Origin of the sequence: Sphingobium sp. D43FB, assembly GCF_002312805.1 — a bacterium.
In the GTDB taxonomy this organism is placed as follows: Bacteria; Pseudomonadota; Alphaproteobacteria; order Sphingomonadales; family Sphingomonadaceae; genus Sphingobium.
Window position 1 is genome coordinate 366,701 of the sequence record NZ_NMUA01000001.1, and the last position, 22,312, is coordinate 389,012.

Here is a 22,312-nt window from a genome sequence, read left to right on the forward strand (position 1 = left end):
TCATGGATATCAAGCGGCTGACCCCGGCCTTTGCCACCGCCCCGCAACTGACGCCGCACGATGTCGAACAGGCCGCGCGCGATGGCTTTCGCGCGATCATCTGCAACCGCCCCGATGGCGAGGAGGATGGCCAGCCGACCGCTGCGGACATCGGTGCGGTTGCCACAGCCGCTGGCCTCGCCTTCGCGCACATCCCCGTAACCCCCGGCGCGATGACCGATGCCGATGCGCAGGCGATGCGCCACGCGCTCGACACCCTCCCCGGCCCAGTGCTGGGCTATTGCCGGTCGGGCGCCCGCGCCGAAAAGCTGGCAGCGATGGCGGACGCACTGGTCGCCGGACAGGACGCCGCCTCTTATGATATCCTGATCATCGGCGGCGGCAGCGCCGGGATCGCCACGGCCGCCAGCATCCTCAAGCGCCGCCGGGGCATCCGCCTCGCCATCGTCGAACCGAGCGACGATCATTATTATCAGCCCGGCTGGACGATGGTGGGCGCGGGCGTGTTCGACAGCGGCATTACCCGGCGTAGCGAGGCGCACCTGATTCCGAGCGGCGCGACCTGGATCAAGGGATCGGCCAATAGCTTCCTGCCCGATGACAAACAGGTGCTGCTCGATGACGGGCGGCGGATCGGCTATGGCGTGTTGATCGTCTGCCCCGGCATCAAGCTCGACTGGAACGCCATTCCGGGCCTCGCCGATGCGCTCGGCCATGATGGCGTCACGTCCAATTATCGCTACGATCTGGCCCCCTATACCCATCGCCTGGCCAAGGCGTTCAAGGGCGGACGCGCGCTCTTCACCCAGCCACCCATGCCGATCAAATGCGCGGGCGCCCCGCAAAAGGCGATGTATCTGTCCTGCCACCGCTGGGAAAAGGCGGGCGTGCTGGCGCAAAGCGACGTGCAGTTCCATACCGCCGGGCCAGCCTTGTTCGGGGTCGCCGCCTATGTTCCGGCGCTCATGGACTATGTCGAACGCTACGGCATTCACCTTAACTTCGGGTCGAAGCTGGTGGAGATTGATGGCCCGGCCAAGACCGCCATTTTCGAGCAGGCGGACGGCGATGGCGTCAGGCGCGTGGCGGAACGCTATGACATGATCCATGTCGTCCCCCCGCAGGTCGCGCCCGACTTCATCCGCAACAGTCTGCTCGCCGCCCCATCCGGCTTCATCGCGGTGGACGAGGCGACGCTGCGCCACCCGCTCTACCCCGATATCTTCGCGCTGGGCGATGCCTGCTCCGCATCCAATGCCAAGACGATGGCCGCCGCGCGCAAGCAGGCACCGGTGGTCGCGGTGAACGCGCTGGCCGCGCTTGATGGCCATCCCCCGGTCGCCGCCTATGACGGCTATGGCAGTTGCCCGCTGACCGTCGAGGCCGGCAAGATCGTGCTGGCCGAGTTCGGCTATGGCGGCAAATTGATGCCCAGCTTCCCCAACTGGCTGATCGACGGCACCCGCCCGTCGCGCCTGTCCTGGCTGCTCAAGGATACCATCCTGCCGCCAGTCTATTGGCATGGAATGCTCAAGGGCCGCGAGTGGATGGTCAAGCCCCAGCCGATCGAGTCGCAGTCATGATGGACCTGACCCAATATCTGCTGGGTGGCCTGTCGGGCAGCCTGGTCGGCTTCGTGCTGGGCCTGGTTGGCGGCGGCGGGTCCATCCTGGCCGTGCCGCTGATGGTCTATCTGGTCGGCGTGCCCAACCCGCATGTCGCCATCGGCACCAGCGCGCTCGCCGTTGCCATCAATGCCGCGACGGGCCTGGCCAGCCATGCCCGCGCCCATCATGTCAAATGGCGCTGCGGCGGCATCTATGCCGCAGCGGGCATCGTCGGTGCGCTCGCCGGATCGACCTTTGGCAAGATGGTGGATGGCGACAAATTGCTGGCCCTGTTCGCGCTCGTCATGCTGCTGGTCGGCGTGCTGATGCTCAAGGGGCGCGGCAATGCGGGTAATCCTGGCGCGGAATGCAATCGCGAAAAAGCGCCCAAGGTGGTGGGCTATGGCCTTGGGTCGGGCTTGTTTTCTGGCTTTTTCGGCATTGGCGGCGGCTTCCTGATCGTGCCGGGTCTGGTCGCGTCGACCGGTATGCCGATGTTGATGGCGGTCGGCACCTCGCTCGTCGCCGTCACGGCGTTCGGCCTCACCACGGCGGCCAACTATGCCTTTTCCGGTCTGATCGACTGGCCGCTCGCGGCGGTGTTCGTGGCAGGCGGGGTCGTCGGCAGCGTCGGCGGCACGCGGCTGGCCGAGCGGCTGGGGGCCAAGACCGGGCGGCTGACCACCGTCTTTGCGATCCTGATCTTCGTCGTCGCCCTCTACATGCTCTGGCGCAGCGCGGCTGCCTTCGTGCCTGGCCTCTGACAATCTGACCTATCTCTTTATCCCTGCCCATCTGGTACAAGATCGGGCGAAAGGACATTTCCAATGTTCGACTCCTTAGACGCCCTGATCCTCGCCCGCGCCCAGTTCGCCTTCACGGTGAGCTTCCATTTTCTCTTCCCGGCCTTTTCGATCGGCCTCGCCAGTTTCCTGATGGTGCTGGAGGGGCTGTGGCTCGCCACCGGCAAGGGCGTCTATGCCAATCTCTTCCGCTACTGGCTCAAAATCTTCGCCGTCGTCTTCGCCATGGGCGTCGTGTCGGGCATCGTCATGTCCTATCAGTTCGGCACCAACTGGTCGGTCTTCTCCGACAAGGCGGGGCCGGTCATCGGGCCGCTCATGGCCTATGAAGTGCTGACCGCCTTCTTCCTGGAGGCCGGGTTCCTGGGTGTCATGCTGTTCGGCATCAACAAGGTCGGGCGCAAGCTGCATTTCACCGCCACCTGCGCGGTCGCCATCGGCACCTTCATCTCCGCCTTCTGGATATTGTCGGTCAATAGCTGGATGCAGACGCCGACCGGTTACGAGATCGGCACCAACGGCCAGTTCCTGCCCGGTCCCAGCTGGATGGCGATCATCTTCAACCCCAGCTTCCCCTATCGGCTGGTCCACACCGTCCTGGCCGCCTATCTGACCACGGCCTTTGCGGTCGGCGGCGTGGGGGCCTGGCATCTGCTCAAGGACCGGACCAACCCCGGCGCGCGGACCATGTTCTCCATGGCGATGTGGATGGCGGCGATCGTCGCGCCGATCCAGATTTTCGCGGGCGACATGCACGGTCTCAACACGCTGGAGCATCAGCCGGTCAAGGTGATGGCGATGGAAGGCCATTATGACAGCCATCCCGATGGCGCGCCGCTGATCCTGTTCGGCATCCCCGACAGCGCCAACAAGCGGGTCGATTATGCTGTCTCCATTCCCAAGGCATCGTCGCTGATCCTCAAGCATGATCTCAATGCGCCGATGAAGGGGCTCGACACCGTGCCGGAAGCCGATCAGCCGCCGGTCGGGATCGTCTTCTGGGCGTTTCGCGTCATGGTCGGCATCGGCTTTGCGATGCTGGGGCTGGGCCTGTGGAGCCTGATCGCGCGCTGGCGCGGCAAGCTGCATGACTGGCCGTGGCTGCATCGCGCTGCGCTATTGCTGGGGCCTTCCGGGTTCGTCGCCGTGCTGGCGGGATGGATCGTGACCGAAGTCGGGCGGCAGCCTTTCACCGTCTATGGCCTGCTCCGCACCGCGCAAAGCGCCTCGCCACTGGATGCGCCCGCCGTCGCGGCATCGCTGCTGGCCTTCGTCATCGTCTATTTCAGCGTCTTCGGCATGGGCATCTGGTATCTGCTGCACTTGATGAAGAAGCCGCCCGAAGCGCATGAAAGCACGCTGGACGGTGCGCCGATCCGCACCGCCGGCATAACCCCCGCACCCGCCATCGAAGGAGGCGACGCATGATCGACCTGACCGTCATCTGGGCTGCCATCATCGGCTTTGCGATCATCGCCTATGTCGTGATGGACGGGTTCGACCTCGGCATCGGCCTGCTCTTCCCGCTGTTCAAGGTGGGCAAGGATCGCGACACTGCGATGAACAGCATCGCGCCGGTGTGGGATGGCAATGAAACCTGGCTGGTGCTGGGCGGCGGCGGGCTGCTCGCGGCCTTTCCGCTGGCCTATGCCATCATCCTGCCCGCCCTTTATGCGCCGTTAATCGCCATGCTGCTCGGCCTCGTGCTGCGCGGCGTCGCGTTCGAGTTTCGCTGGCGCGATCCGGCGCACCGCGCCTGGTGGGACCGCGCCTTCACCGGCGGGTCCGCCGTCGCCACCTTTGCCCAAGGGATTGCATTGGGTGCCTTGCTGCAGGGCATCAGTGTCGAAGGCCGCGCTTATTCGGGCGGCTGGTGGGAATGGCTCTCGCCCTTCTCGCTGCTCACCGGCCTTGGCCTGATGGTCGGCTATGCGCTGCTGGGCGCCTGCTGGCTCAACTGGAAGACCGAGGGCGGCTTGCAGCGTCAGGCCGTGACCTATGCCGGGCGGCTGGGCATCGTCATGCTGGTCGTGATCGGCGCGGTCAGCCTGGCCACGCTGACGCTGGAGGGCAGCTACCAAAGCCGCTGGCTGGCATGGCCCGGCGTGCTGGCCACCGCGCAAGTGCCGCTGGCGACGATCATCGTCACCGCGCTCTTCTACCGCAGCCTTTCCCAACGCAAGGATGCGCAGCCCTTCCTCTGGGCGCTCGCCCTGTTCGGCCTGTGCCTGCTCGGCCTTGGCATCTCGATCTGGCCCTATGTCATCCCGGAACGCGTCACCATCTGGGAAGCCGCCGCCCCCTATCGCAGCCAGCTCTTCATGCTGGTCGGCGGCGCGGTACTCGTCCCGATCATCCTCGCCTACACCGCCTGGGCCTATTGGGTGTTCCGCGGCAAGGTCGGCAGCGATGGCTATCACTGATGCGTAAACAGCTACGCCAAATCGGCTGGTTCATCGGCATCTGGGCCGCAAGCATCGCAGCCCTTGGGCTGCTGTCCTTAGCCCTGCGCCACTGGCTGCTCTGATCGGGCGACCGAGTCGCGCTCCAGTGCGCAAGAGTGCTGCTGGCTTTGAATACCGGCCTGAGATTTCGCGCTGGCGACCGCCTCACCGATCAGCAGCAAAGTCGGATCATCATCGCTGATCGTCTGGACCAGGAAGGCCAGCATGGACAGCCTGCCCCGGATCAGCCTTTCGCTGGGCAGCGAAACATTCACCGCCACCATCACCGGCGTTTCCGGGTCGCGCCCCGCCGCGATCAATGATCGGGCAATCTCGCCCGCCGCCGCCCGGCCCATATAGATGCCGATCGTTCCGCCCGGCTGCGCCAGCGCGGCCCAGTCGAGCTTCAACGGTTCGCCTGCCTTCAAATGCGCCGTCACCAGCGTCAGCCCGCGCGCCTTGCCGCGCAAGGTGAGCGAGGCATGGCCGCTCGCCGCCGCCGCGCTCGCCGTCGTGATGCCGGGGCAGATCCGCACCCGCACGCCGCCTTCGCCCAGATGCGCCATCTCCTCCGCCGACCGGCCGAAGATCGACGGGTCGCCGCCTTTCAGCCGCACGACACGCTTGCCCGCGCGGGCTGCGGCCAGCAGCAGGTCGTTGATGCTCTCCTGTTGCTTACTGTGCCGCCCGGAACGCTTGCCGACGCTAACGCGCTCGACCCCAGCGGGGATCATGTCCAGCACGCCCGGCCCCACCAGCGCATCGTAAAAAACGATGTCCGCCGCGCCGATCAGCTTTTCCGCCTTGCGCGTCAGCAGGTCCGGGTCGCCCGGCCCGGCGCCCACCAGCCAGACGTCACCCGGCGCGATCAGGTCATTCGGCTGCATGCAACGTCTCCTGCGAAGTCTGGACGAGAATATTGGCCAGCGCGGGACGGCATGACCCGCAATTGGTCCCCGCGCCGATCGCCGCGCCGATCGCGGGCACATCGACCAGACGCTGGTCGCGGATCGCCGCGACGATCTGGTTGAGGCCGATGTCGAAGCAGACGCACACCACCGCGCCCTTGTCGGGCTGACTGCCCGGCCCGCGTGCCGCCAGCACGGACGCGCCCACGCCCTCGACCGCGAGTTGCCCGATCAGCCAGTCGCGGGTCGGCAACAGGCCGCTGCGCGTCACGATCAGCACGCCCGCGAGTTTCCCTTCGCGGATGATCGCGACGCGGCGGGTGCCGCGCGTCTGGTCGATCGCCTCGACCCTTTCGCCTTTGGGCAGGCAGGCTTCCAGCCGCGCCGGATCGCCATTGCCCGCCACTTCATAGAGCGCGCCGCCCGGCACCGTGATCCGCGTGGCCCACAGGCATGGCACGCGCACGGGTTCGGCCCCGCGCAGGATGAGAAAGCCTTTCCATTCGGTCGCTTGCCTTTCGACCCGGACGGGGGTGGATTTGAACCCCGGCTGGCCAGAATGGGGATCGACCAGCGGGCGCGGCAACAAGCCGGTGCGGCCGCCGCTCGATTGCTGATCGGTCCAGTGGATCGGGGTGAAGACTTCACCGGGGCGCTGCCCGTCGCTGATCCGCGCGCGGAACAGGCTCTCCCCCTGCGCCGTCGATACCCGCGCCAAATCGCCATCCGCGATACTCAACGCCGTCGCGTCGCGCGGATGCAGTTCGACCAAAGGCTCCTCGCGATGCCGCGCCAGTTTCGGCGACAGGCCGGTGCGCGTCATCGTATGCCATTGGTCGCGATAGCGGCCGGTGTTGAGCGTCATCGGCCAGCCGCGCAGCGGTCCCTGCAACGCCATCTGCGTCACCGGCACCAGCCGCGCCTTGCCATCGGGTGTTGGAAACCGCCCGTCTGCAAAAGGCATCCCGCCCCAGCGGAAAGGTGCCATCGCTGCATAGGCGTCATTGCCGATCGTCGCCTGCGCACGCAGGTTGAGCAGCCGTGCGCCATCATTCTGATAAGCGGTCAGCCGCGCATGTTCGCGCCAGATGTCGGCGGGCCGGTCATAGGCGAAGGCGTTGCGCCACCCCATCCGCCGCGCGACCTGCGTGACGATCCACCAGTCGGGCTTGGCCTCGCCGGGCAACGGCAGCAGCGCGCGTTGGCGGCTGATCGTGCGGTCGGAGTTGGTGACGGTCCCGTCCTTCTCGCCCCAGGCGGCGGCGGGCAGGCGGACATGGGCGTGAACGGCGGTATCGGTAGTCGCTATCACATCCGACACGACCACGAACGGGCAGGCTTCCAGCGCCGCGCGCACACGCCCCGCATCCGGCATCGAGACGGCGGGGTTGGTGGCCATCACCCACAGCGCCTTGATCCGCCCCTCGTCGATCGCGCGAAACAGGTCGACGGCCTTCAGCCCCGGCTTGGTCGCCACGTTCGGCGCGGCCCAGAAACGCCCGACCCGGGCGACATTGTCGGGCGCGAAATCCATATGCGCCGCCAGCGTCGTCGCCAGCCCGCCGACCTCACGCCCACCCATGGCATTGGGCTGGCCCGTGATCGAGAAAGGCGCGGCACCGGGCTTGCCGATGCGGCCGGTGGCGAGGTGGACGTTGATGATCGCATTGACCTGATCCGTGCCCCGGATCGACTGGTTGATCCCCTGGCTGAACAGCGTGACAGTGCGCGGGGTCGCGGCGAACATCTCGTAAAATTGCTGCAATTCGGCAGGCAGCAGGTCGCACGCCTTGGCCGTCGTCCACAAATCATGGCCCGCGCGGATCGCTTCCCAGAAGCCATCAGGCGCAGCAACGCGATCGCGCAGAAAGTCCCCATCCAGCAACCCGGCCTGATCCATCCAGGCCAGCAACCCGTTCATCAGCGCCACGTCGCTGCCGGGCTTCAAGGCAAGATGCAGGTCCGCCCCTTCGCAGCTTTCGGTGCGACGCGGGTCGATCACCACCAGCTTGGTGCCACGCGCGGCGCGCGCCGCCTGTATCCGCTGATAGACGACCGGATGGCACCAGGCGGTGTTGGAGCCAACGAGGACGATCAAGTCCGCCTCGTCCAGATCGTCATAGCTGGCAGGCACGACATCTTCGCCAAACGCGCGCATGTGCCCCGCCACGGCGCTCGACATGCACAGGCGGCTATTGGTGTCGATATTGGCCGACCCGAAAAACCCCTTCATCAGCTTGTTGGCGACATAATAATCTTCGGTCAGCAACTGGCCGGAGACGTAGAAGGCGACGCTGTCCGGGCCATGCTTGGCGATCGTCTCGCGAAAGCGCTTCGCCACAAGGTCCAGCGCCTTGTCCCAGCTTGCCCGCTTGTCGCCGATCATCGGATGAAGCAGCCGCCCCTCCAGCCCGACCGTCTCGCCCAGATGCGTGCCCTTGGAACAAAGCTTGCCGCCATTGGCCGGATGCGCCGCATCCCCCGCAATCGTTACGGCACGCGGCCCGGTCGGCGTCGCGGAGATACCGCAACCGACACCGCAATAGGCGCAGGTGGTGCGGATAGGGTTGGTCATTATAGCCCCTCCCCTTCAGGGGAGGGGTTGGGGTGGGGGCCTGCCCCAAGCATCAGGCCAAGACGATAGCCCCCACCCCCGGCCCCTCCCATGAAAGGGAGGGGTGATTTCAGTTCGACCTTCACGCCGCGCGCTTCCCGATGACGGCATCGCGCAACAGGAAGATGCGCCCGGCATCGACCTTGAGCGGGATCACCGGCACGCATCCCTTATCCTCGCCCAACGCCTCGCCAGTCTTGAGTGAGATGTTCCAATTGTGCAGCGGGCAAGTGACGACCCCGCCATGCACGATCCCCTGGCTGAGCGGCCCCTGCTTATGCGGGCAGCGATTGACGAGGGCATGGAAATCGCCGCTGGTGGTGCGGAAGATCGCAATCTCCTCGCCGCCCAGCACTGGCAGGGTGCGGGCATTGCCCGGCGTGATCTGATCCACCGAGCCGATATCGAGCCAGTCTCCGGTCATTATACGGTCTCCAACGGGCGCACTTGCGCAATATGCTGATGCAGTTCGGCATGTTCGCCCGCGACGCGCTCCGCCCAGGGATCGTCCTGCATGAACTGCTGCGAGAAAAGGAAGCGCGCGCGCAGCGCCTCGCGGCCTGCGTCATCCTCGACGATCCGCGCCTTCACATAATCGACCCCGACCCGCTCGATCCATGGCGCGGTGCGCTCCAGATAGCGGGCTTCCTCGCGATAGAGCTGCGTGAAGGCGGCGCAATAATCGAGCGCTTCCTGCTCGGTCGATACCTTGCACAGCAGGTCGGTGACACGGACATGGATGCCGCCATTGCCGCCGACATGCAGTTCATAGCCGCTGTCGACGCAGACGATGCCGAAATCCTTGATCGTGGCTTCGGCGCAATTGCGCGGGCAACCCGACACCGCGATCTTGAACTTGTGCGGCATCCACGATCCCCAGGTCATCCGCTCGGCCTTGACGCCAAGCCCCGTGCTGTCCTGCGTACCGAAGCGGCACCATTCGGACCCGACGCAGGTCTTCACCGTGCGCAGCGACTTGCCATAGGCATGGCCCGATACCATCCCCGCTGCATTGAGGTCCGCCCAGACAGCGGGCAGATCCTCCTTCTTGATCCCGAAAATATCGAGCCGCTGGCCGCCGGTGACCTTGACCATAGGCGCGTTGAACTTTTCAACGACGTCGGCGATCGCGCGCAATTCACGCGGGTTGGTCAGCCCGCCCCACATGCGCGGCACCACCGAATAGGTGCCATCCTTCTGGATATTGGCGTGCATCCGTTCATTGACGAAGCGGCTCTGCTGGTCATCGACATAGGCACCAGGCAGCGCGCAGAGCAGATAGTAATTGAGCGCGGGACGGCAGGAGGAACAGCCATCGGGCGTTGACCAATGCAGCTTCTGCATCACTTCGGGGATCGACGTCATGCCCTGCGCCACGATTTCGCGGCGCACATCGTCATGGCCGAAACTGGTGCATTTGCACATCGTCTTCGGCCCGGACTGGACATCCTCCCCCAGCGTCAATGCCAGGATAGTTTCGACCAGCCCGGTGCAGGAACCGCAGCTCGCCGACGCCTTGCACCCGGCCCGAACCGCGTCCAGGCTGCATGCGCCTGCGTTGATGCAGGCGACGACCTGACCCTTGGACACGCCGTTGCAGCCGCAAATCTCGGCATCGTCCGAGAGCGCTGCAACGGCCGCCTTAGGGTCCAGCGCGCCTCCTCCAGAGGCGAAGGCTTGGCCAAAGATCAGCAGGTCGCGAATGTCGGCGACATTTTCGCCGCGCTTGAGCAAATCGAAATACCAGCCGCCATCGGCCGTATCGCCATAGAGCACCGCGCCGATGACGCGATCCTCCTTCACCACGACCCGTTTATACACGCCGCGCGACGCATCGCGCAGGACGATGTCTTCGCACCCTTCGCCGCCCGAAAAGTCACCGGCGGAGAAGACGTCCAACCCGGCCACCTTCAGCTTGGTAGATGTGACGCTGCCCTTATAGCCCGTATGCCGGTCGGTCAGGCCATCGGCCAGGCTGCGGCACATGTCCCACAGCGGCGCGACCAGGCCATAGACATTGCCGTCATGCTCGACACATTCGCCGACCGCCAGCACGTCCGGGTCGCTGGTGACCATATGGTCGTCCACCTTGATCCCGCGCCCGATGTCCAGTCCCGCCGCCCGCGCCAGCACGACGCAAGGACGAATGCCCACCGCCATCACCACCAGGCTGGCGGGGATCAGCGTGCCGTCCTTCAACCGCACGCCCTCGACCTTGCCATCGCCGCAGATTTCCGCCGTGTCGGCCCCGGTCAAGATGGTCTGGCCCCGCGCTTCAAGCGCGCTCTTGAGCAGCCAGCCGGCCGCCTCGTCCAATTGCCGTTCCATCAGCGTCGGCATGATGTGCAGCACCGTGACCTTCATGCCGCGCAGCGTCAGGCCCTGCGCCGCTTCCAGCCCCAGCAGCCCGCCACCGATCACCACCGCGTCCCCGCCCCGATTGGCGGCGTCCAGCATCGCGTCGACATCCTTCATGTCGCGGAAGCTGATGACGCCCGGCAGATCCTTGCCCGGCACCGGGATGATGAACGGGTCGGAGCCGGTCGCGATCAACAGCTTGTCATAGGCGACGGTGCGGCCCGACTGGCTGGTGACGGTCTTGGCCGTCCGGTCGATCGCGATCACCGGATCGGCGACGATCAGGTCGATGCGATTGTCCGCATACCAGGTGCGGTCATTGATGATGATCTCATCGAACGTCTTTTCGCCCGCCAGCACCGGCGACAGCATGATGCGGTTATAGTTCACATGCGGTTCCGCGCCGAAGATGGTGACGCGATAGCGCCCCGCATCGCGCGCCAGCAGTTCCTCGACCGCGCGGCACCCGGCCATGCCGTTGCCGATCACGACCAGATGCTCGCGCGCATCGTTGGACGGGACGAAGATCGCCGCCTCGCTGCCCGCCATCGGCTCCGTTCCGATCTGAAATTCCATATTCGTGACTCCAGAAAACAAAAAAGCCGCCATCCTGACCCCCGGTGAGAACCGGAAGTCAGGATGGCGGCTTTGCCATCATATGCGCCTGGTCGATCCGTCCCTGGATCGCTTCGGCTATGGTTGGAAGGACAGCTTTGTCCTCTTCCACTGCACCATAACAGAATCGCCCGATGCCTCAAGCGATTCCTGTTCGTCGCCCGATCAATAGGCCCAGTCGGCCTGAACCCATAATTTCTGCGTATCGGTCGCCATCCTGTCCGCATCATAGCGGGCATAGCGAACCGACAGCGCGGTCGTCTTGACCTTGGCCGAAGCGATCAGGTTGATCTCATCACCATAATGCTGGTCCAGCCGGTCGCTGTCGAATCGATGCCACACCGCCTGCACCGACACGCCGCTGAGCGGCCCCACCTGTTTCCAGCCATAGCCGCCGCCGACATAGAGGTCGCGAATGCCGTTGGCAGGCGTCGTCAGGAATTTGTCGGCCCAGCCCTGAAATTTGAAATTGGTACCAAGCGGCGTCTGGAAACTCGTCAGCGGCGTGCCGCTAGTCGCGCCCAGCACCTCATAGCCTGCATTGAGCTTCCAGCCCTTCACGTCCAACGTCAGGTCCGCCAGCCAATAATCCGCGCTATAGCTGTTGGGATTGCGGTGATAGTCCGACTGGCGCGCATAGCTGAGCTGGTAGCTGAGCTTCGCCGCCTTGGACAAAGGCCGCGCCGCCGCCAGCCGCACGCCATAGGTCTGGCTCGACAGCCGATAGCCCTGCATCGCCGCCTCATCCTGATCGACCAGATAGGCAAAGCCCGTCAGCGCACCGACCGGCGTGGCATAGGACAGGTTGGCGAGGATCGTGTCGCCGCCCACCGCCTGCTGCCGCGGCCCACGCCCCTGAAAGCCCCAGATCGTCCGCACGCTCCACACATAGGAGAGGTCGAGCTTCAGGCCCTTGGCCGGGGTCAGCTCGGCGCGCACAGCATCGAACGTCTGGCCATTATCGCGAAAGGCGACATTGCCGACGAACCGCTCGTCATCGAGCAAGATCTTCTGCCGCCCGCCGGTCAGCGTCACCGCCTTGGTCCTATACTGAAGCTGGGCGATATAGAGCGCGATATTTTCGGGATCAGCGATGATCGGCCGGGTCGCGGCCCCGTTCAGCCCGTCATAATAATCGTCGATGGCAGCCAGCGTCCCCTGCCCCACAACCATCGCGGAAAAGCCCCCGCTGCTCGCCGACAGCCCGGCCCGCGCGCGGATGGTCAGCGCGTCGGATGTCTCGGTCGCCAGCCCCGCCTGATCGGCATGTTCATAGCGCAACCGCGCTTCGGCGATCGGCTTGAGCGTCACTTCCTGGGCACAAGCGGTCCCTGCGACGGCCAGAGAGGCCGCCGTTGCGAATAGATACTGCATGGAAATCTGTCCCCCTCGGACTTCGCGATAACGACTGGGGGCGGCCTGGCTATGCCGGTCCGCCCCCGCCCCTCCAAAGTCAGATGCGTGCGCCGCTGGTCCAGGTCGCCCGCCACCGCGCCTTGACCAGCGCGACGCCGATGAAGGCGACGATGGCAAGGCCCGCGAAGATCAGGAAGCCGGCCGAAAAGCTGCCGGTCAGTTGCTTGGCAAAGCCGAGCGAACTGGCGAGGTAGAAGCCGCCAATCCCGCCTGCCATGCCGACAAGGCCGGTCATCACGCCGATTTCCGCCTGGAACCGCTGCGGCACCAGCTGGAATACCGACCCATTGCCCGTGCCCAGCGCCAGCATGGCGAGGACGAAAAGGCCAAGCGCCGTCACCAGCGTCGTGGCAAAGGCGACTCCTGCGAGCGCAATCGCGGCGATCAGATAGACGATCATCAGCGTTCTTACGCCGCCGATCTTGTCAGCGAGCGCCCCGCCGATCGGGCGAACTAGCGACCCGGCGAATACGCAGCCTGCGGTGCAATAGCCCGCCATCACCGGCGTCAGGCCGAACTGGTCGGTGAAGTAGATCGGCAGGCTGGCGGCAAGGCCAACGAAACCGCCGAAGGTCACCGCATAGAAAGCCATCAGCAACCAGGCATCCGCCTGTTTCAGCGGCTGGAAGTAGTCGATCATCTTCTTGGGCGGCGGCGCGTTGGGCGCGTCCTTCGCCATGATCATATAGATGACGAACACGATGGTCAGCGGAATGCAGGCGAGGCCCAGCACCGCGTTCCAGCCGAATAATTTGGCCAGCCCCGGCGCGAACAAAGCCGCCAGCACGGTGCCCGAATTGCCCATGCCCGCCAGCCCCATCGCCTTGCCCTGATGCTCAGGCGGATACCAGCGGCTCGCCAGCGGCAACGCAATCGCGAAACTGGCACCCGCAAAGCCCAGCACGACACCCAGCGCCAGCGTGCCTTCAAAACTGCTGACCCCCATCAGCCAGGCCACAAACAGTCCGGCAATCACGATCAACTGGCTGATCGCGCCTGACATTTTCGGCCCGATCCGGTCGACCAGCAGGCCGTTCACGACGCGCAGCAACGCGCCCATCAATGTCGGCGTGGCGACCATCAGGCCTTTTTCGGCCGGGGTCAGCGACAATGTCTGTGCGATCATCGGCGCAAGCGGGCCGAGCAGCACCCACACCATGAAGGCGAGGTCGAAATAGAGAAAGGCGGCAATGAGCGTCGGCGTGTGGCCGGCCTTCCAGAAGCTGATCGCGGTGGCGGGCTGTTCACCCTCCTTGTCGCGATCCCAATAAACGGTAGCCATGATACGTCCCCCAATAAACGGAAATGGACACGAAAAAAGCCGCAGGCCGGACGCACGCACGAAGGGCGTAGTCCGGTCAGCGGCTTTGCTGCGATGTGGATGGGGATGGCGGTCCCGTCCTTGGGAGAGCGCATCCGGGTATAGGCGCGCTTCATCGCGCGACGCCTATACTATCTCCCGATTCGCATCATGTTGCAAGGCACAATTTTGCGCCTGCTTTCAACGCGGCGGCGCGAAGCTCGCGAGAAACTCGTCGATCCGTTCGGGGTCGAACACCCGCCCGTCGAAGAATCGGTCCGGCCCCAGCGTCAGCTCGCCCCGGCGCGATCCGACCGCCAGCGGCATGCCCACTGCCCCCTCCAGCTTCATGCTCGCGCCCGGCATTGGCACATCGCTGTCGGCCAGCGCGCGGCGGAAGATATCGGGCCGGAACACCGCCGCCGCCTTCGTTACTGTCGCGGGATCATGATCGACCATGCCCCAGCGTACCAGTTGCGAATAGATCCACAACGCCTGGCTGCGCCACGGAAAGGGCGTCGCCTCACGCGCGAACAGCATGAAATCGGGGCTGGCGATCGGCGCCTCTCCCGCCCGCGCGACGATCTGCCCCGACAAAGCGCGCGCGATCAGATCGGCGGGTTGATCAACATAGGCAGGCGCCGCCAGCAACCCGGCCAGATCGGCATGATTGGCGGTATCATCGCACCAGGCCGCCGCCCGCACCAGCGCGCGCAACAATCGATCGACCGTATCGGGATTTTCCTCCGCCCACGCCTCCCGAAAGGCCAATACCTTCTCGACACCCCGCCGCCATATCCGCTCGCCGATCGCCACGGCTTCGGCAAGGCCCGCCTCGACCGCCGCGCTACCCCAGGGTTCGCCCGCGATGAAGCCATCAATCTCGCCCGCCTGCATCGCCTCGACCGTCAGCGACGGCGGCAGCACGCGCAGCACCACGTCGCGATCCGGGTCCACGCCCGCGCTCGCCAGCCAATAGCGCAGCATGATCGCATGGCTGGAAAAACGATGGACGACGCCGATCACCGGCTTGCGCCGCCACAGCCCGATCGCGGCGGCGAAATCATGCGCCGTCCCCAGCGGATCGGCCAGCCGCGCCGCCACATCGGGTTCCAGCGCAGCGGCGAAATCGCACGTCATCACCAGCATATTGCCGTTGACGTTGAGCTTGTAGGGCGCGGCCAATGCGGCAGGCTGCTGGCTCAGCCCCAGGGTCACCGCGACTGCCAGCGGGGCCAGCATATGCGCCGCCTGCACCTGGCCATAGACCAGCCGGTCGCGCAGCGTCGCCCAGCTGGTGGTCCGCACCAGGTCGAGCGCAATGCCCTCGGCCTCTGCAAAACCCCGCTCGCGCGCCGCGACCAGCACGGCCGCATCGGTCAGCGGCAGGAAGGCGATCCGCAGGCTCGTCGTCATAATCCCCCTCCCAACAACTCGCTGGCGGTGATCAGCGCTTGTGCCACCTCCACAATCTTCTTGCCCTGGTTCATCGCCGCCGACCGCAGCAACGCATAGGCATCCTGCTCGCTCAGTGACCGCTGGTTCATCAGGATTGACTTGGCGCGGTCGATGATCTTGCGATCCGACAGCGCCGTGCGCGCCTCGTCCAACTCGCTCTGCATCTTGGCAAAGGCATTGAAACGCCGCACTGCCAGTTCCAGCACCGGCTTGACCCGCTCCTTGCGCAACCCATCGACGACATAGGCCGACACCCCGGCATCGATCGCCGCGCCGATCATCGCATCGTCGGACTGGTCCACGAACATCGCGATCGGCTTGGCCAGCGCCCGGCTGACGATGAGCATTTCCTCCAGCGTATCGCGGCTGGGGCTGCCCAGATCCATCAGCACGACGTCGGGCGCCATGCGTTCGAGCCGCGCGACGAAAGCGCCGCGCGGTGGCACGATATGAATATCGTCATAGCCCGCCTCGCGCAGCCCCTCCTCCAGAACCGTCGCGCGCAGGCCGCTGTCGTCGATGATGACGATTCGCATCAATCCAAAGCCTCTTCGCCCCTGAGTGACGACAATGCTGCACCGCGTCAATCAGGCGGGGGATGGTGCCTCTATCGCCTCACCGGAGCGCCCGCCTATTTAGGTCATCTGCGTCCTTATGGTGCGCGCGCTATAGACTTCCACCCCCTGCCAGGCATCGGCCTCAAACCGGATCCGGATCTTCGACTGCCCCCGCCCCGTGTCGGCGGGCAGCGCATAGGTCTGGACATTGCGGGCGGACGTGACGTCGCCTGTCAGCCGTTCGCGCGCCAATTGTTTGCCATCCACCAGGATGCGGAAATCCTTGTCGCGCTGGCCACCGCTATAGACGACTTGCAGCGCCAGCGGCCCCGGCGCGACGGCCAGGTCGAACGCGAAAAAGCCCTTGTTCACGATCCGGCTGCGGTCGGCGACGTGCGAAACCGCCTCCGATCCGCCACTGTCGGCAAAGCCGTGATCGACCTCCGGCTGTTGTTCGCCCAGGCGGATGACGTCGATCGTGCGCGCGGCCAGGTCCGCCCGCGCCTTGGCTGCGCTCTCCCACGCCACCCGTTCGGTCTGCCATTCGGCGGTATCGAAGCGGCGGAAATAGACGGCGGTGCGGTTGTCATGCTGCGCAAAGAAGGGCCTCAGCGTCAGGTCACCCGGCTTACCTTGTGCGCCCAGCCGATAATGGTGCAGGCCGCCCGCCGCCACCAGGGCCGGCGCGCTCTGGTCGGTGACAAGGGCCGGGTCCACGCCCTCCCACGACCGTTCGCGCGGCCCCATGTCGCCCGCCAGCACCAAGGGGCCACTCAGGAAGGCAATCAGCTTGGCATCGTCGGGCATCGCTTCGACCCGCACGGACATGGGCAGCGACAATATAATCTGGTCGCCCGCCTTCAAGCCCGTCAGCATCAGATAGCCGTCTTCGCGGACCCCCGCCGTTTTGCCGTTCACCTGCAACACAGGGGTAGCGCACCAGCCGGGCACGCGCAGCGCCAGCTTTTTCGGTGCTTTCGTCACCGCGATCCGCACCTTGTCGTCCAGCGGAAAGGCGGTATCCATGTCGAGTTGCGCGTCGGGCGCATTCAACGTCGAAGCATAATAAAGGTTGATCGCGATCGCGTCGTCGCGCTTCCAATAGATGCTCTCGCCATGTTTGGAATGGCTTTCCATGCCCGATCCGACGCAGCACCAGAAATCCTCGGTCGGGTTCGAATGGACGCGCGCCATCCCCGATGCCAACCCCGTGAAATAGGTGAACATGCCCGTCTTGGGGTCTTGCTGGCTCATGATGTGATTGAGGTGCGACCGCTCGTAGAAATCGAAATAGCGCGCGTCGCCGTTCCACCCGTACAAATGCCGTGTCAGCCGCAGCATATTATAGCTGTTGCACGCCTCGCAGGTCTGCTGGTCAAGCCGCTGGGCCAATTGCCGCGGCAGGCCGAAATGCTCATGATCCGAATTGCCGCCGATGACATAGCTGTGATCGTTGGTGACGGTGGCCCAGAAGAATTGCGCCACCTTCGCCTGGTCGGCATTGCCGGTCAGTTCATGCAGCCGCGCTTCGCCGACGATCTTGGGGATCTGCGTATTGGCATGCTTGCCCGCCAGTTCGTCGCGCCCGGCCAGGAGCGGATCGACGATCGCATGATGCCGCATCCGTTCGGACAGGGTCAGCCAGCGGCGATTGCCCGTGCGTTTATACAATTCGGCATAGGATTCGGTCAGCCCGCCATGCTCGGTGCGCAGAATATCCTGCACCTGGGCATCGCTTAGTCCTTCCACGATCGTACCGAGATAATCGCCAAGGCCGATCGCCACGGACAGGCCATCCTTGATGCCCGCATGGTGATGCGCATCCAGCGCACCGGCGATGACCTTATGATAGGTGTAAAGCGGCACCCATCCTTCGTTCAGGCTGAACCCGGTCGATCGGATGTCGCTCTTGCGCAGTTCTTCATAGACGATCTTGCCATCGACCGTCTTGCCGTCGCGCTCGACGGTGGTGCCGCCCGCATAACCGTCGCCCTGCTTCGCCTGGATCGCCTTGAGTTCGCGCACGATATAGGCGGCGCGGTCGCGAAACGGCGCATCGCCCGTCTGCGCGTAGATCAGCGACAGCGCGCTCAGATAATGGCCCAGCGAGTGCCCGGCGATGCCGCGCGATTCCCACCCGCCATAGACATCGCCTTTGGTCGGCAGCCCTGCTCCGGAATGGAAATTATGCAGCAACCGGTCGGGATCCAGCGACAGAAGATAGCGCTGGTTCGCCTGTACCGACGTCAGGAAAATCGACGGCTTCAACCGCACTTGCGACAAGGGAAAGGGCGTCGCCCGCGATGATGCGCCACGCGCCGCCCAGGCAAAGGACGGCATTGTGCCGAGCGCAACCCCTGCCCCCAACATAGCGCGGCGCGTCCAATCCATGTCACTCTCCTGATCCAGTCGTTGGGCCGACCCTATCTCCTCTTTTTGTATGAGTAAATGCCAAGGTGGAAGACCACCGCCAGCATCCAGCAGGAGCCATATCGCTTCGACAATTCAAGAAAACGCAAGGGAAAAGGGGCGACCTGCAAGCCGGCGATGTCTCTGCCCTCCTCGCACATGCCCCTTGCACCCCCTGCCGCACCCCGCCTATCAGCAGCGCAAAGGGATAAAGAGGATTGCGGGCCGATGAGCTATTATGATGTTCTGATCGTGGGTGCGGGCCATGCCGGGGCGCAGGCGGCAATTTCGCTGCGCCAGCATGGGTTTGAGGGCAGCGTCGCGATGATCGGCGACGAGAAAGACCCGCCCTATGAACGCCCGCCCTTGTCCAAGGAATATTTTGCAGGCGACAAAAGTTTCGACCGCATCCTGATCCGTCCGGCCACCTTCTGGGGTGAGCGCAATATCGACATGCTGCTGGGCCGCCGGGTCAAGAGCGTCGATCCGGTCGGCAAGTTCGTGACGGTGGGTGGCGAGGAAATCGGCTATGGCAAGCTGATCTGGTGTACCGGCGGCAGCCCGCGGATGCTGACCTGCAACGGCGCGGATGCGTCCAACGTCCATGCCGTGCGTCGCCGCGACGATGTCGATGCGATGATGGCGAAGCTCGACAGCATCAGCCACGTCACCATCATCGGTGGCGGCTATATCGGCCTGGAAGCCGCCGCCGTGCTGACCAAATTCGGCAAGACCGTCGTGCTGCTCGAAGCGCTCGACCGCGTGCTGGCGCGGGTCGCGGGCGAACAATTGTCGCGCTTCTACGAAGCCGAACATCGCGCCCATGGCGTCGACCTGCGCACCGGCGCGCGGATGGATTGCATCGAAGTGGTCGATGGCAAAGCGACCGCCGTGCTGATGGAAGATGGCGAGCGGATCGAGACCGATATGGTGATCGTCGGCATCGGCATCATCCCCGAAACCGGCCCGCTGATCGCGGCGGGCGCGGCGGGCGGCAATGGCGTCGATGTCGATGAATATTGCCGCACCAGCCTGCCCGACATCTATGCCGTGGGCGATTGCGCCGCCCATGCCAACCGCTTCGCTGGTGGCGCGCAGATGCGGCTGGAGTCGGTGCAGAACGCCAATGATCAGGCCAAGGTCGCGGTAGCGCACATATTGGGCAAGGAAGAAGCCTATAATGCCGTGCCCTGGTTCTGGTCGAACCAATATGATCTCAAGCTCCAGACCGTGGGCCTATCCACCGGCTTCGATCAGGCGATCACCCGCGGCGACCCGGCGACGCGCAGCTTCTCCGTCGTCTATCTGAAAGGCGGCAAAGTCATCGCGCTCGACTGCGTCAACATGGTCAAGGATTATGTCCAGGGCCGCGCCCATGTCCTATCCGGCGCAGCGCTTGACCTTACACAACTCGCCGATGCCAGCGTGCCGTTGAAGGAAGTCGGGCTGGCATAAAGTAAAAATCCGTTCGGCCCCGGACTTGATCCGGGGCTGTCGAAGCCCTTTTCTTCTACTTAAGAAGAGCGGCCCTTCGACAGGCTCAGGGCGAACGGAAACATATACCTACCCCCGAAAACTCGCCTTCATCGCCAATTCCCACGGCCCCCCGCGATAATGCCACGCCGCCAGCCCGGCGATCGCAAACGGGCGTGGCACAAATCCCGCACGCAACTGCTCTGCCAGCGCTTTCGCCTCGGCGGGCGCAACCTTGTTCTGCACCGTCACATGCAGCCGGGGCCGCGCCTGGTCCTGCGGCGTCAACAGGCCCGTAAACGCCTCCGCCAGTTCGTCGCGCATCGCCGCCAGTTCCGGGCTGTCGATACGATAGGCCACCCCCCGCCCCAGCATCATGACCTCGCTCAACCGCGCAGCCGGAGCCGGTCCGCGACACAAGCCCTTGAGTCGATCACCCACCTCCCCCAGCACCGAAGGCGGCAGATGGTGGAACAGCGTGATATGCGCTGCCAAAACATTGCGCTCAGGCGGAAAATGCGCCCGGCGCAGCCCGTCCGCCCAAGCGAAGTCCGCCGCCCCCATCAGCGCGCTGACGATGATGGGGGCCGGTGGGGCAGCCTCAACCAGCCGGATGCGCCTTCAACCATTCCAGCACGGGTTCGGGCTGGGTCTCGCCATAGGGGTCTTCATCATCGCCATTGTCATTGATCCCCGGTTCCTCGAACCAGGCGACGATCTTGCCGTCTTCCACGACCATGGCGTAGCGCCAACTGCGATCGCCAAAGCCCAGATGATTCTTCTTGATCAACATACCCATCCGCCGGGTGAAATCCCCCGACCCATCGGGCAACAGCTTCACATGGTTGAGGCCCAATTGCTTGCCCCACTGGAACATGACGAAAGCGTCGTTGACCGATATGCAATAGACATCATCGACCCCGACCGCCTTGAAATCATCGTAAGAACGCTCGAACGCCGGGCATTGTTCGGTCGAACAGGTCGGCGTGAAAGCGCCGGGCAGCGAAAACACGACGACGCGCTTGCCCGCGAACAAGTCGCCGGTCTGCACATCCTGCCAGCGATAGGGGTTTGGCCCCTCGACGCTTTCATCGCGCACGCGCGTCTTGAGCGTCACATTCGGTACGGTTCTTCCCAGCATCAGTGCGTCTCCCAATCAGGGCCGCCTTGTCGCACAGGCGGCAACCATCTTTATGGGGATTAGGAAGCCGGACGGCAATCGCGCCCGGCATGCAATCCACGCGCGCGCCTCAAAGCTCGCCGCGCGACCGCCGGATTTCGAACCATTTGCGCACATTCTCATTATGCTGCTGATAGGTGTCGGCAAAAATGTGGCCGCCCTTCCCGTCCGCAACAAAATAGAGCGCCTTGGTTTCGGCCGGATGCAGCACGGCGAGGATCGACAACCGCCCCGGATTGGCGATCGGTCCCTTGGGCAGGCCGACCATCGCATACGTATTATAGTCGTTGACGTCGGCAATCTCCGACTTGCGGATGCGCCGACCCAACGGCTTGCCGCGCGTGATCGGGTAGATGATCGTCGGGTCGGCCTGCAACATCATATTGGTGCGCAGGCGATTGCTATAGACGCCCGCGACCGTCGGCCGTTCGGACGCGACGGCGGTTTCCTTCTCGACGATGCTGGCCAGGATGATCGCCTCTTTGGGTGTCTTGGCGACCGTATTGGGCGCGCGTTCGGCCCATAATTTGGCCAGCGCCTCATCCATCGCCTTCTGCATGCGCTTCAACACGGCCGCACGCGCCTCGCCTTTGTCAAAGGCATAGCTGTCGGGCAGCACGCTCCCCTCTTCCGGCACCGGAATGTCGCCGGTCAGCTGGTCGTTCGCCATCAACCGCTCATGCACCAGGATGGAGGGCATGCCTTCGGGAATGGTGATCAGGCGGGTCAGCGTCTTGCCGCCCTGCAGGATGGACAAGATGTCGCTGTTGCTGGCCCCGGCGGGAATTACGAATTCCCCTGCCTTGATCGGCGTGCCCGCCCCGAAAATCTTGGCCCGCGTCAGGAATGCGTCGGCCGACCGCACCGCACCCGCCTGTTTCAGCAGCACGGCCGCATCGGACAGCGTCGCCCCGTCGCGCACGACGATGCTGACATCTTGGGCAGCCGGCCCCTGTTCGGTCCAGCCAGCCACGAAGCGAAAGGCGATGAAGGCCGCAACGGCCAGACCGATCAGCAGGACGATACAGCCCAGTCGTTGCTTCGAATTCCGGTTCGATCGTCTTGCCATCATCACCATCGCCCCAGAGGAATATCCACGACCGCCAAATCTTCCCCTGATCCTCTCCTGTAAGGTTCGGCAGAGGCACGTGACTCTGCCGAAGGGGACCG

18 protein-coding genes are annotated in these 22,312 nt (G+C 64.6%); 6 read left to right on the forward strand and 12 right to left on the reverse strand.

Annotated features, from left to right (window positions below):
• Positions 1–2: 2 nt before the first annotated feature.
• From SxD43FB_RS01655 to SxD43FB_RS24580, 5 genes are all read left to right on the forward strand, one after another.
• On the forward strand, positions 3–1,583 hold the full coding sequence (locus tag SxD43FB_RS01655; RefSeq protein WP_096060703.1) for a bifunctional protein tyrosine phosphatase family protein/NAD(P)/FAD-dependent oxidoreductase: 1,581 nt from the start codon (positions 3–5) through the stop codon (positions 1,581–1,583).
• The gene (locus tag SxD43FB_RS01660) at positions 1,580–2,371 is read left to right on the forward strand and encodes a sulfite exporter TauE/SafE family protein (RefSeq protein WP_096060704.1); all 792 of its coding nucleotides are present in this window, start codon (positions 1,580–1,582) and stop codon (positions 2,369–2,371) included. Before SxD43FB_RS01655 ends, SxD43FB_RS01660 begins: the two co-directional genes overlap by 4 nt.
• A 63-nt stretch (positions 2,372–2,434) precedes the next feature.
• Complete coding sequence (locus tag SxD43FB_RS01665) at positions 2,435–3,838, forward strand: cytochrome ubiquinol oxidase subunit I (protein ID WP_096060705.1); 1,404 nt, start codon at positions 2,435–2,437, stop codon at positions 3,836–3,838.
• The gene (gene cydB, locus SxD43FB_RS01670) at positions 3,835–4,833 is read left to right on the forward strand and encodes a cytochrome d ubiquinol oxidase subunit II (protein ID WP_096060706.1); all 999 of its coding nucleotides are present in this window, start codon (positions 3,835–3,837) and stop codon (positions 4,831–4,833) included. Before SxD43FB_RS01665 ends, cydB begins: the two co-directional genes overlap by 4 nt.
• A complete protein-coding gene (locus tag SxD43FB_RS24580; RefSeq protein WP_141249440.1) occupies positions 4,833–4,937 on the forward strand; it encodes a DUF2474 family protein in 105 nt (34 codons plus the stop codon). The genes cydB and SxD43FB_RS24580 overlap by 1 nt, the downstream gene beginning before the upstream one ends.
• Here SxD43FB_RS24580 and cobA read toward each other — a convergent pair.
• The 9 genes from cobA to SxD43FB_RS01715 all read right to left on the reverse strand — a co-directional run bounded on the left by cobA (position 4,911) and on the right by SxD43FB_RS01715 (position 18,471).
• Positions 4,911–5,741, reverse strand: coding sequence for a uroporphyrinogen-III C-methyltransferase (gene cobA, locus SxD43FB_RS01675; RefSeq protein ID WP_096060707.1), 831 nt, complete (start codon positions 5,739–5,741; stop codon positions 4,911–4,913). The genes SxD43FB_RS24580 and cobA overlap by 27 nt on opposite strands.
• Positions 5,728–8,337: a nitrate reductase gene (locus SxD43FB_RS01680; protein WP_096060708.1), complete on the reverse strand. Its 2,610-nt coding sequence runs from the start codon at positions 8,335–8,337 to the stop codon at positions 5,728–5,730. The genes cobA and SxD43FB_RS01680 overlap by 14 nt, the downstream gene beginning before the upstream one ends.
• A gap of 121 nt (positions 8,338–8,458) precedes the next feature.
• Positions 8,459–8,800 carry a nitrite reductase small subunit NirD gene (nirD, locus tag SxD43FB_RS01685; RefSeq protein WP_096060709.1) on the reverse strand — a complete coding sequence of 114 codons (342 nt, stop codon included), beginning with the start codon at positions 8,798–8,800 and terminating at the stop codon, positions 8,459–8,461.
• Positions 8,800–11,310, reverse strand: a complete 2,511-nt coding sequence (gene nirB, locus SxD43FB_RS01690) for a nitrite reductase large subunit NirB (RefSeq protein ID WP_096060710.1) — start codon at positions 11,308–11,310, stop codon at positions 8,800–8,802. The genes nirD and nirB overlap by 1 nt, the downstream gene beginning before the upstream one ends.
• A 204-nt stretch (positions 11,311–11,514) precedes the next feature.
• Entirely contained in the window at positions 11,515–12,723 is a 1,209-nt protein-coding gene (locus SxD43FB_RS01695) for a hypothetical protein (RefSeq protein WP_096060711.1), read from the reverse strand.
• Positions 12,724–12,802: 79 nt separating this feature from the next.
• The gene (locus SxD43FB_RS01700; RefSeq protein WP_096060712.1) at positions 12,803–14,047 is read right to left on the reverse strand and encodes a nitrate/nitrite transporter; all 1,245 of its coding nucleotides are present in this window, start codon (positions 14,045–14,047) and stop codon (positions 12,803–12,805) included.
• Positions 14,048–14,266: 219 nt separating this feature from the next.
• A complete protein-coding gene (locus SxD43FB_RS01705; protein ID WP_096060713.1) occupies positions 14,267–15,481 on the reverse strand; it encodes a CmpA/NrtA family ABC transporter substrate-binding protein in 1,215 nt (404 codons plus the stop codon).
• Entirely contained in the window at positions 15,478–16,059 is a 582-nt protein-coding gene (locus SxD43FB_RS01710) for an ANTAR domain-containing protein (protein ID WP_096060714.1), read from the reverse strand. The genes SxD43FB_RS01705 and SxD43FB_RS01710 overlap by 4 nt, the downstream gene beginning before the upstream one ends.
• A 99-nt stretch (positions 16,060–16,158) precedes the next feature.
• Positions 16,159–18,471 carry a beta-L-arabinofuranosidase domain-containing protein gene (locus tag SxD43FB_RS01715; RefSeq protein ID WP_096060715.1) on the reverse strand — a complete coding sequence of 771 codons (2,313 nt, stop codon included), beginning with the start codon at positions 18,469–18,471 and terminating at the stop codon, positions 16,159–16,161.
• A gap of 246 nt (positions 18,472–18,717) precedes the next feature.
• Between SxD43FB_RS01715 and SxD43FB_RS01720 the strand changes: the two genes are divergently transcribed.
• Positions 18,718–19,944 (forward strand): FAD/NAD(P)-binding oxidoreductase, encoded by a 1,227-nt coding sequence (locus tag SxD43FB_RS01720; RefSeq protein ID WP_096060716.1) that lies wholly within the window; start codon positions 18,718–18,720, stop codon positions 19,942–19,944.
• A 108-nt stretch (positions 19,945–20,052) separates the two neighbouring features.
• On the opposite strand, the gene SxD43FB_RS01725 is transcribed toward SxD43FB_RS01720, so the two are convergent.
• From SxD43FB_RS01725 to mltG, 3 genes are all read right to left on the reverse strand, one after another.
• Complete coding sequence (locus SxD43FB_RS01725) at positions 20,053–20,526, reverse strand: 2'-5' RNA ligase family protein (RefSeq protein ID WP_096060717.1); 474 nt, start codon at positions 20,524–20,526, stop codon at positions 20,053–20,055.
• 37 nt (positions 20,527–20,563) lie between these two features.
• Complete coding sequence (locus SxD43FB_RS01730) at positions 20,564–21,103, reverse strand: peroxiredoxin (RefSeq protein ID WP_096060718.1); 540 nt, start codon at positions 21,101–21,103, stop codon at positions 20,564–20,566.
• A gap of 109 nt (positions 21,104–21,212) precedes the next feature.
• Positions 21,213–22,214 carry an endolytic transglycosylase MltG gene (mltG, locus tag SxD43FB_RS01735; RefSeq protein WP_096060757.1) on the reverse strand — a complete coding sequence of 334 codons (1,002 nt, stop codon included), beginning with the start codon at positions 22,212–22,214 and terminating at the stop codon, positions 21,213–21,215.
• Between the last annotated feature and the right edge of the window lie 98 nt (positions 22,215–22,312).

What these genes read in the sequence shown, in the direction of transcription:
- nirB (WP_096060710.1), bottom strand. Translation starts at nt 11,310, where the DNA reads ATGGAATTTCAGATCGGAACGGAGCCGATGGCGGGCAGCGAGGCGGCG.
- mltG (WP_096060757.1), bottom strand. Translation starts at nt 22,214, where the DNA reads ATGATGGCAAGACGATCGAACCGGAATTCGAAGCAACGACTGGGCTGT.
- SxD43FB_RS01660 (WP_096060704.1), top strand. Translation starts at nt 1,580, where the DNA reads ATGATGGACCTGACCCAATATCTGCTGGGTGGCCTGTCGGGCAGCCTG.
- cobA (WP_096060707.1), bottom strand. Translation starts at nt 5,741, where the DNA reads ATGCAGCCGAATGACCTGATCGCGCCGGGTGACGTCTGGCTGGTGGGC.
- SxD43FB_RS01705 (WP_096060713.1), bottom strand. Translation starts at nt 15,481, where the DNA reads ATGACGACGAGCCTGCGGATCGCCTTCCTGCCGCTGACCGATGCGGCC.
- SxD43FB_RS24580 (WP_141249440.1), top strand. Translation starts at nt 4,833, where the DNA reads ATGCGTAAACAGCTACGCCAAATCGGCTGGTTCATCGGCATCTGGGCC.
- SxD43FB_RS01730 (WP_096060718.1), bottom strand. Translation starts at nt 21,103, where the DNA reads ATGCTGGGAAGAACCGTACCGAATGTGACGCTCAAGACGCGCGTGCGC.
- SxD43FB_RS01710 (WP_096060714.1), bottom strand. Translation starts at nt 16,059, where the DNA reads ATGCGAATCGTCATCATCGACGACAGCGGCCTGCGCGCGACGGTTCTG.
- cydB (WP_096060706.1), top strand. Translation starts at nt 3,835, where the DNA reads ATGATCGACCTGACCGTCATCTGGGCTGCCATCATCGGCTTTGCGATC.
- SxD43FB_RS01695 (WP_096060711.1), bottom strand. Translation starts at nt 12,723, where the DNA reads ATGCAGTATCTATTCGCAACGGCGGCCTCTCTGGCCGTCGCAGGGACC.
- SxD43FB_RS01700 (WP_096060712.1), bottom strand. Translation starts at nt 14,047, where the DNA reads ATGGCTACCGTTTATTGGGATCGCGACAAGGAGGGTGAACAGCCCGCC.
- SxD43FB_RS01655 (WP_096060703.1), top strand. Translation starts at nt 3, where the DNA reads ATGGATATCAAGCGGCTGACCCCGGCCTTTGCCACCGCCCCGCAACTG.
- nirD (WP_096060709.1), bottom strand. Translation starts at nt 8,800, where the DNA reads ATGACCGGAGACTGGCTCGATATCGGCTCGGTGGATCAGATCACGCCG.
- SxD43FB_RS01715 (WP_096060715.1), bottom strand. Translation starts at nt 18,471, where the DNA reads ATGGATTGGACGCGCCGCGCTATGTTGGGGGCAGGGGTTGCGCTCGGC.
- SxD43FB_RS01720 (WP_096060716.1), top strand. Translation starts at nt 18,718, where the DNA reads ATGAGCTATTATGATGTTCTGATCGTGGGTGCGGGCCATGCCGGGGCG.
- SxD43FB_RS01665 (WP_096060705.1), top strand. Translation starts at nt 2,435, where the DNA reads ATGTTCGACTCCTTAGACGCCCTGATCCTCGCCCGCGCCCAGTTCGCC.
- SxD43FB_RS01725 (WP_096060717.1), bottom strand. Translation starts at nt 20,526, where the DNA reads ATGGGGGCGGCGGACTTCGCTTGGGCGGACGGGCTGCGCCGGGCGCAT.
- SxD43FB_RS01680 (WP_096060708.1), bottom strand. Translation starts at nt 8,337, where the DNA reads ATGACCAACCCTATCCGCACCACCTGCGCCTATTGCGGTGTCGGTTGC.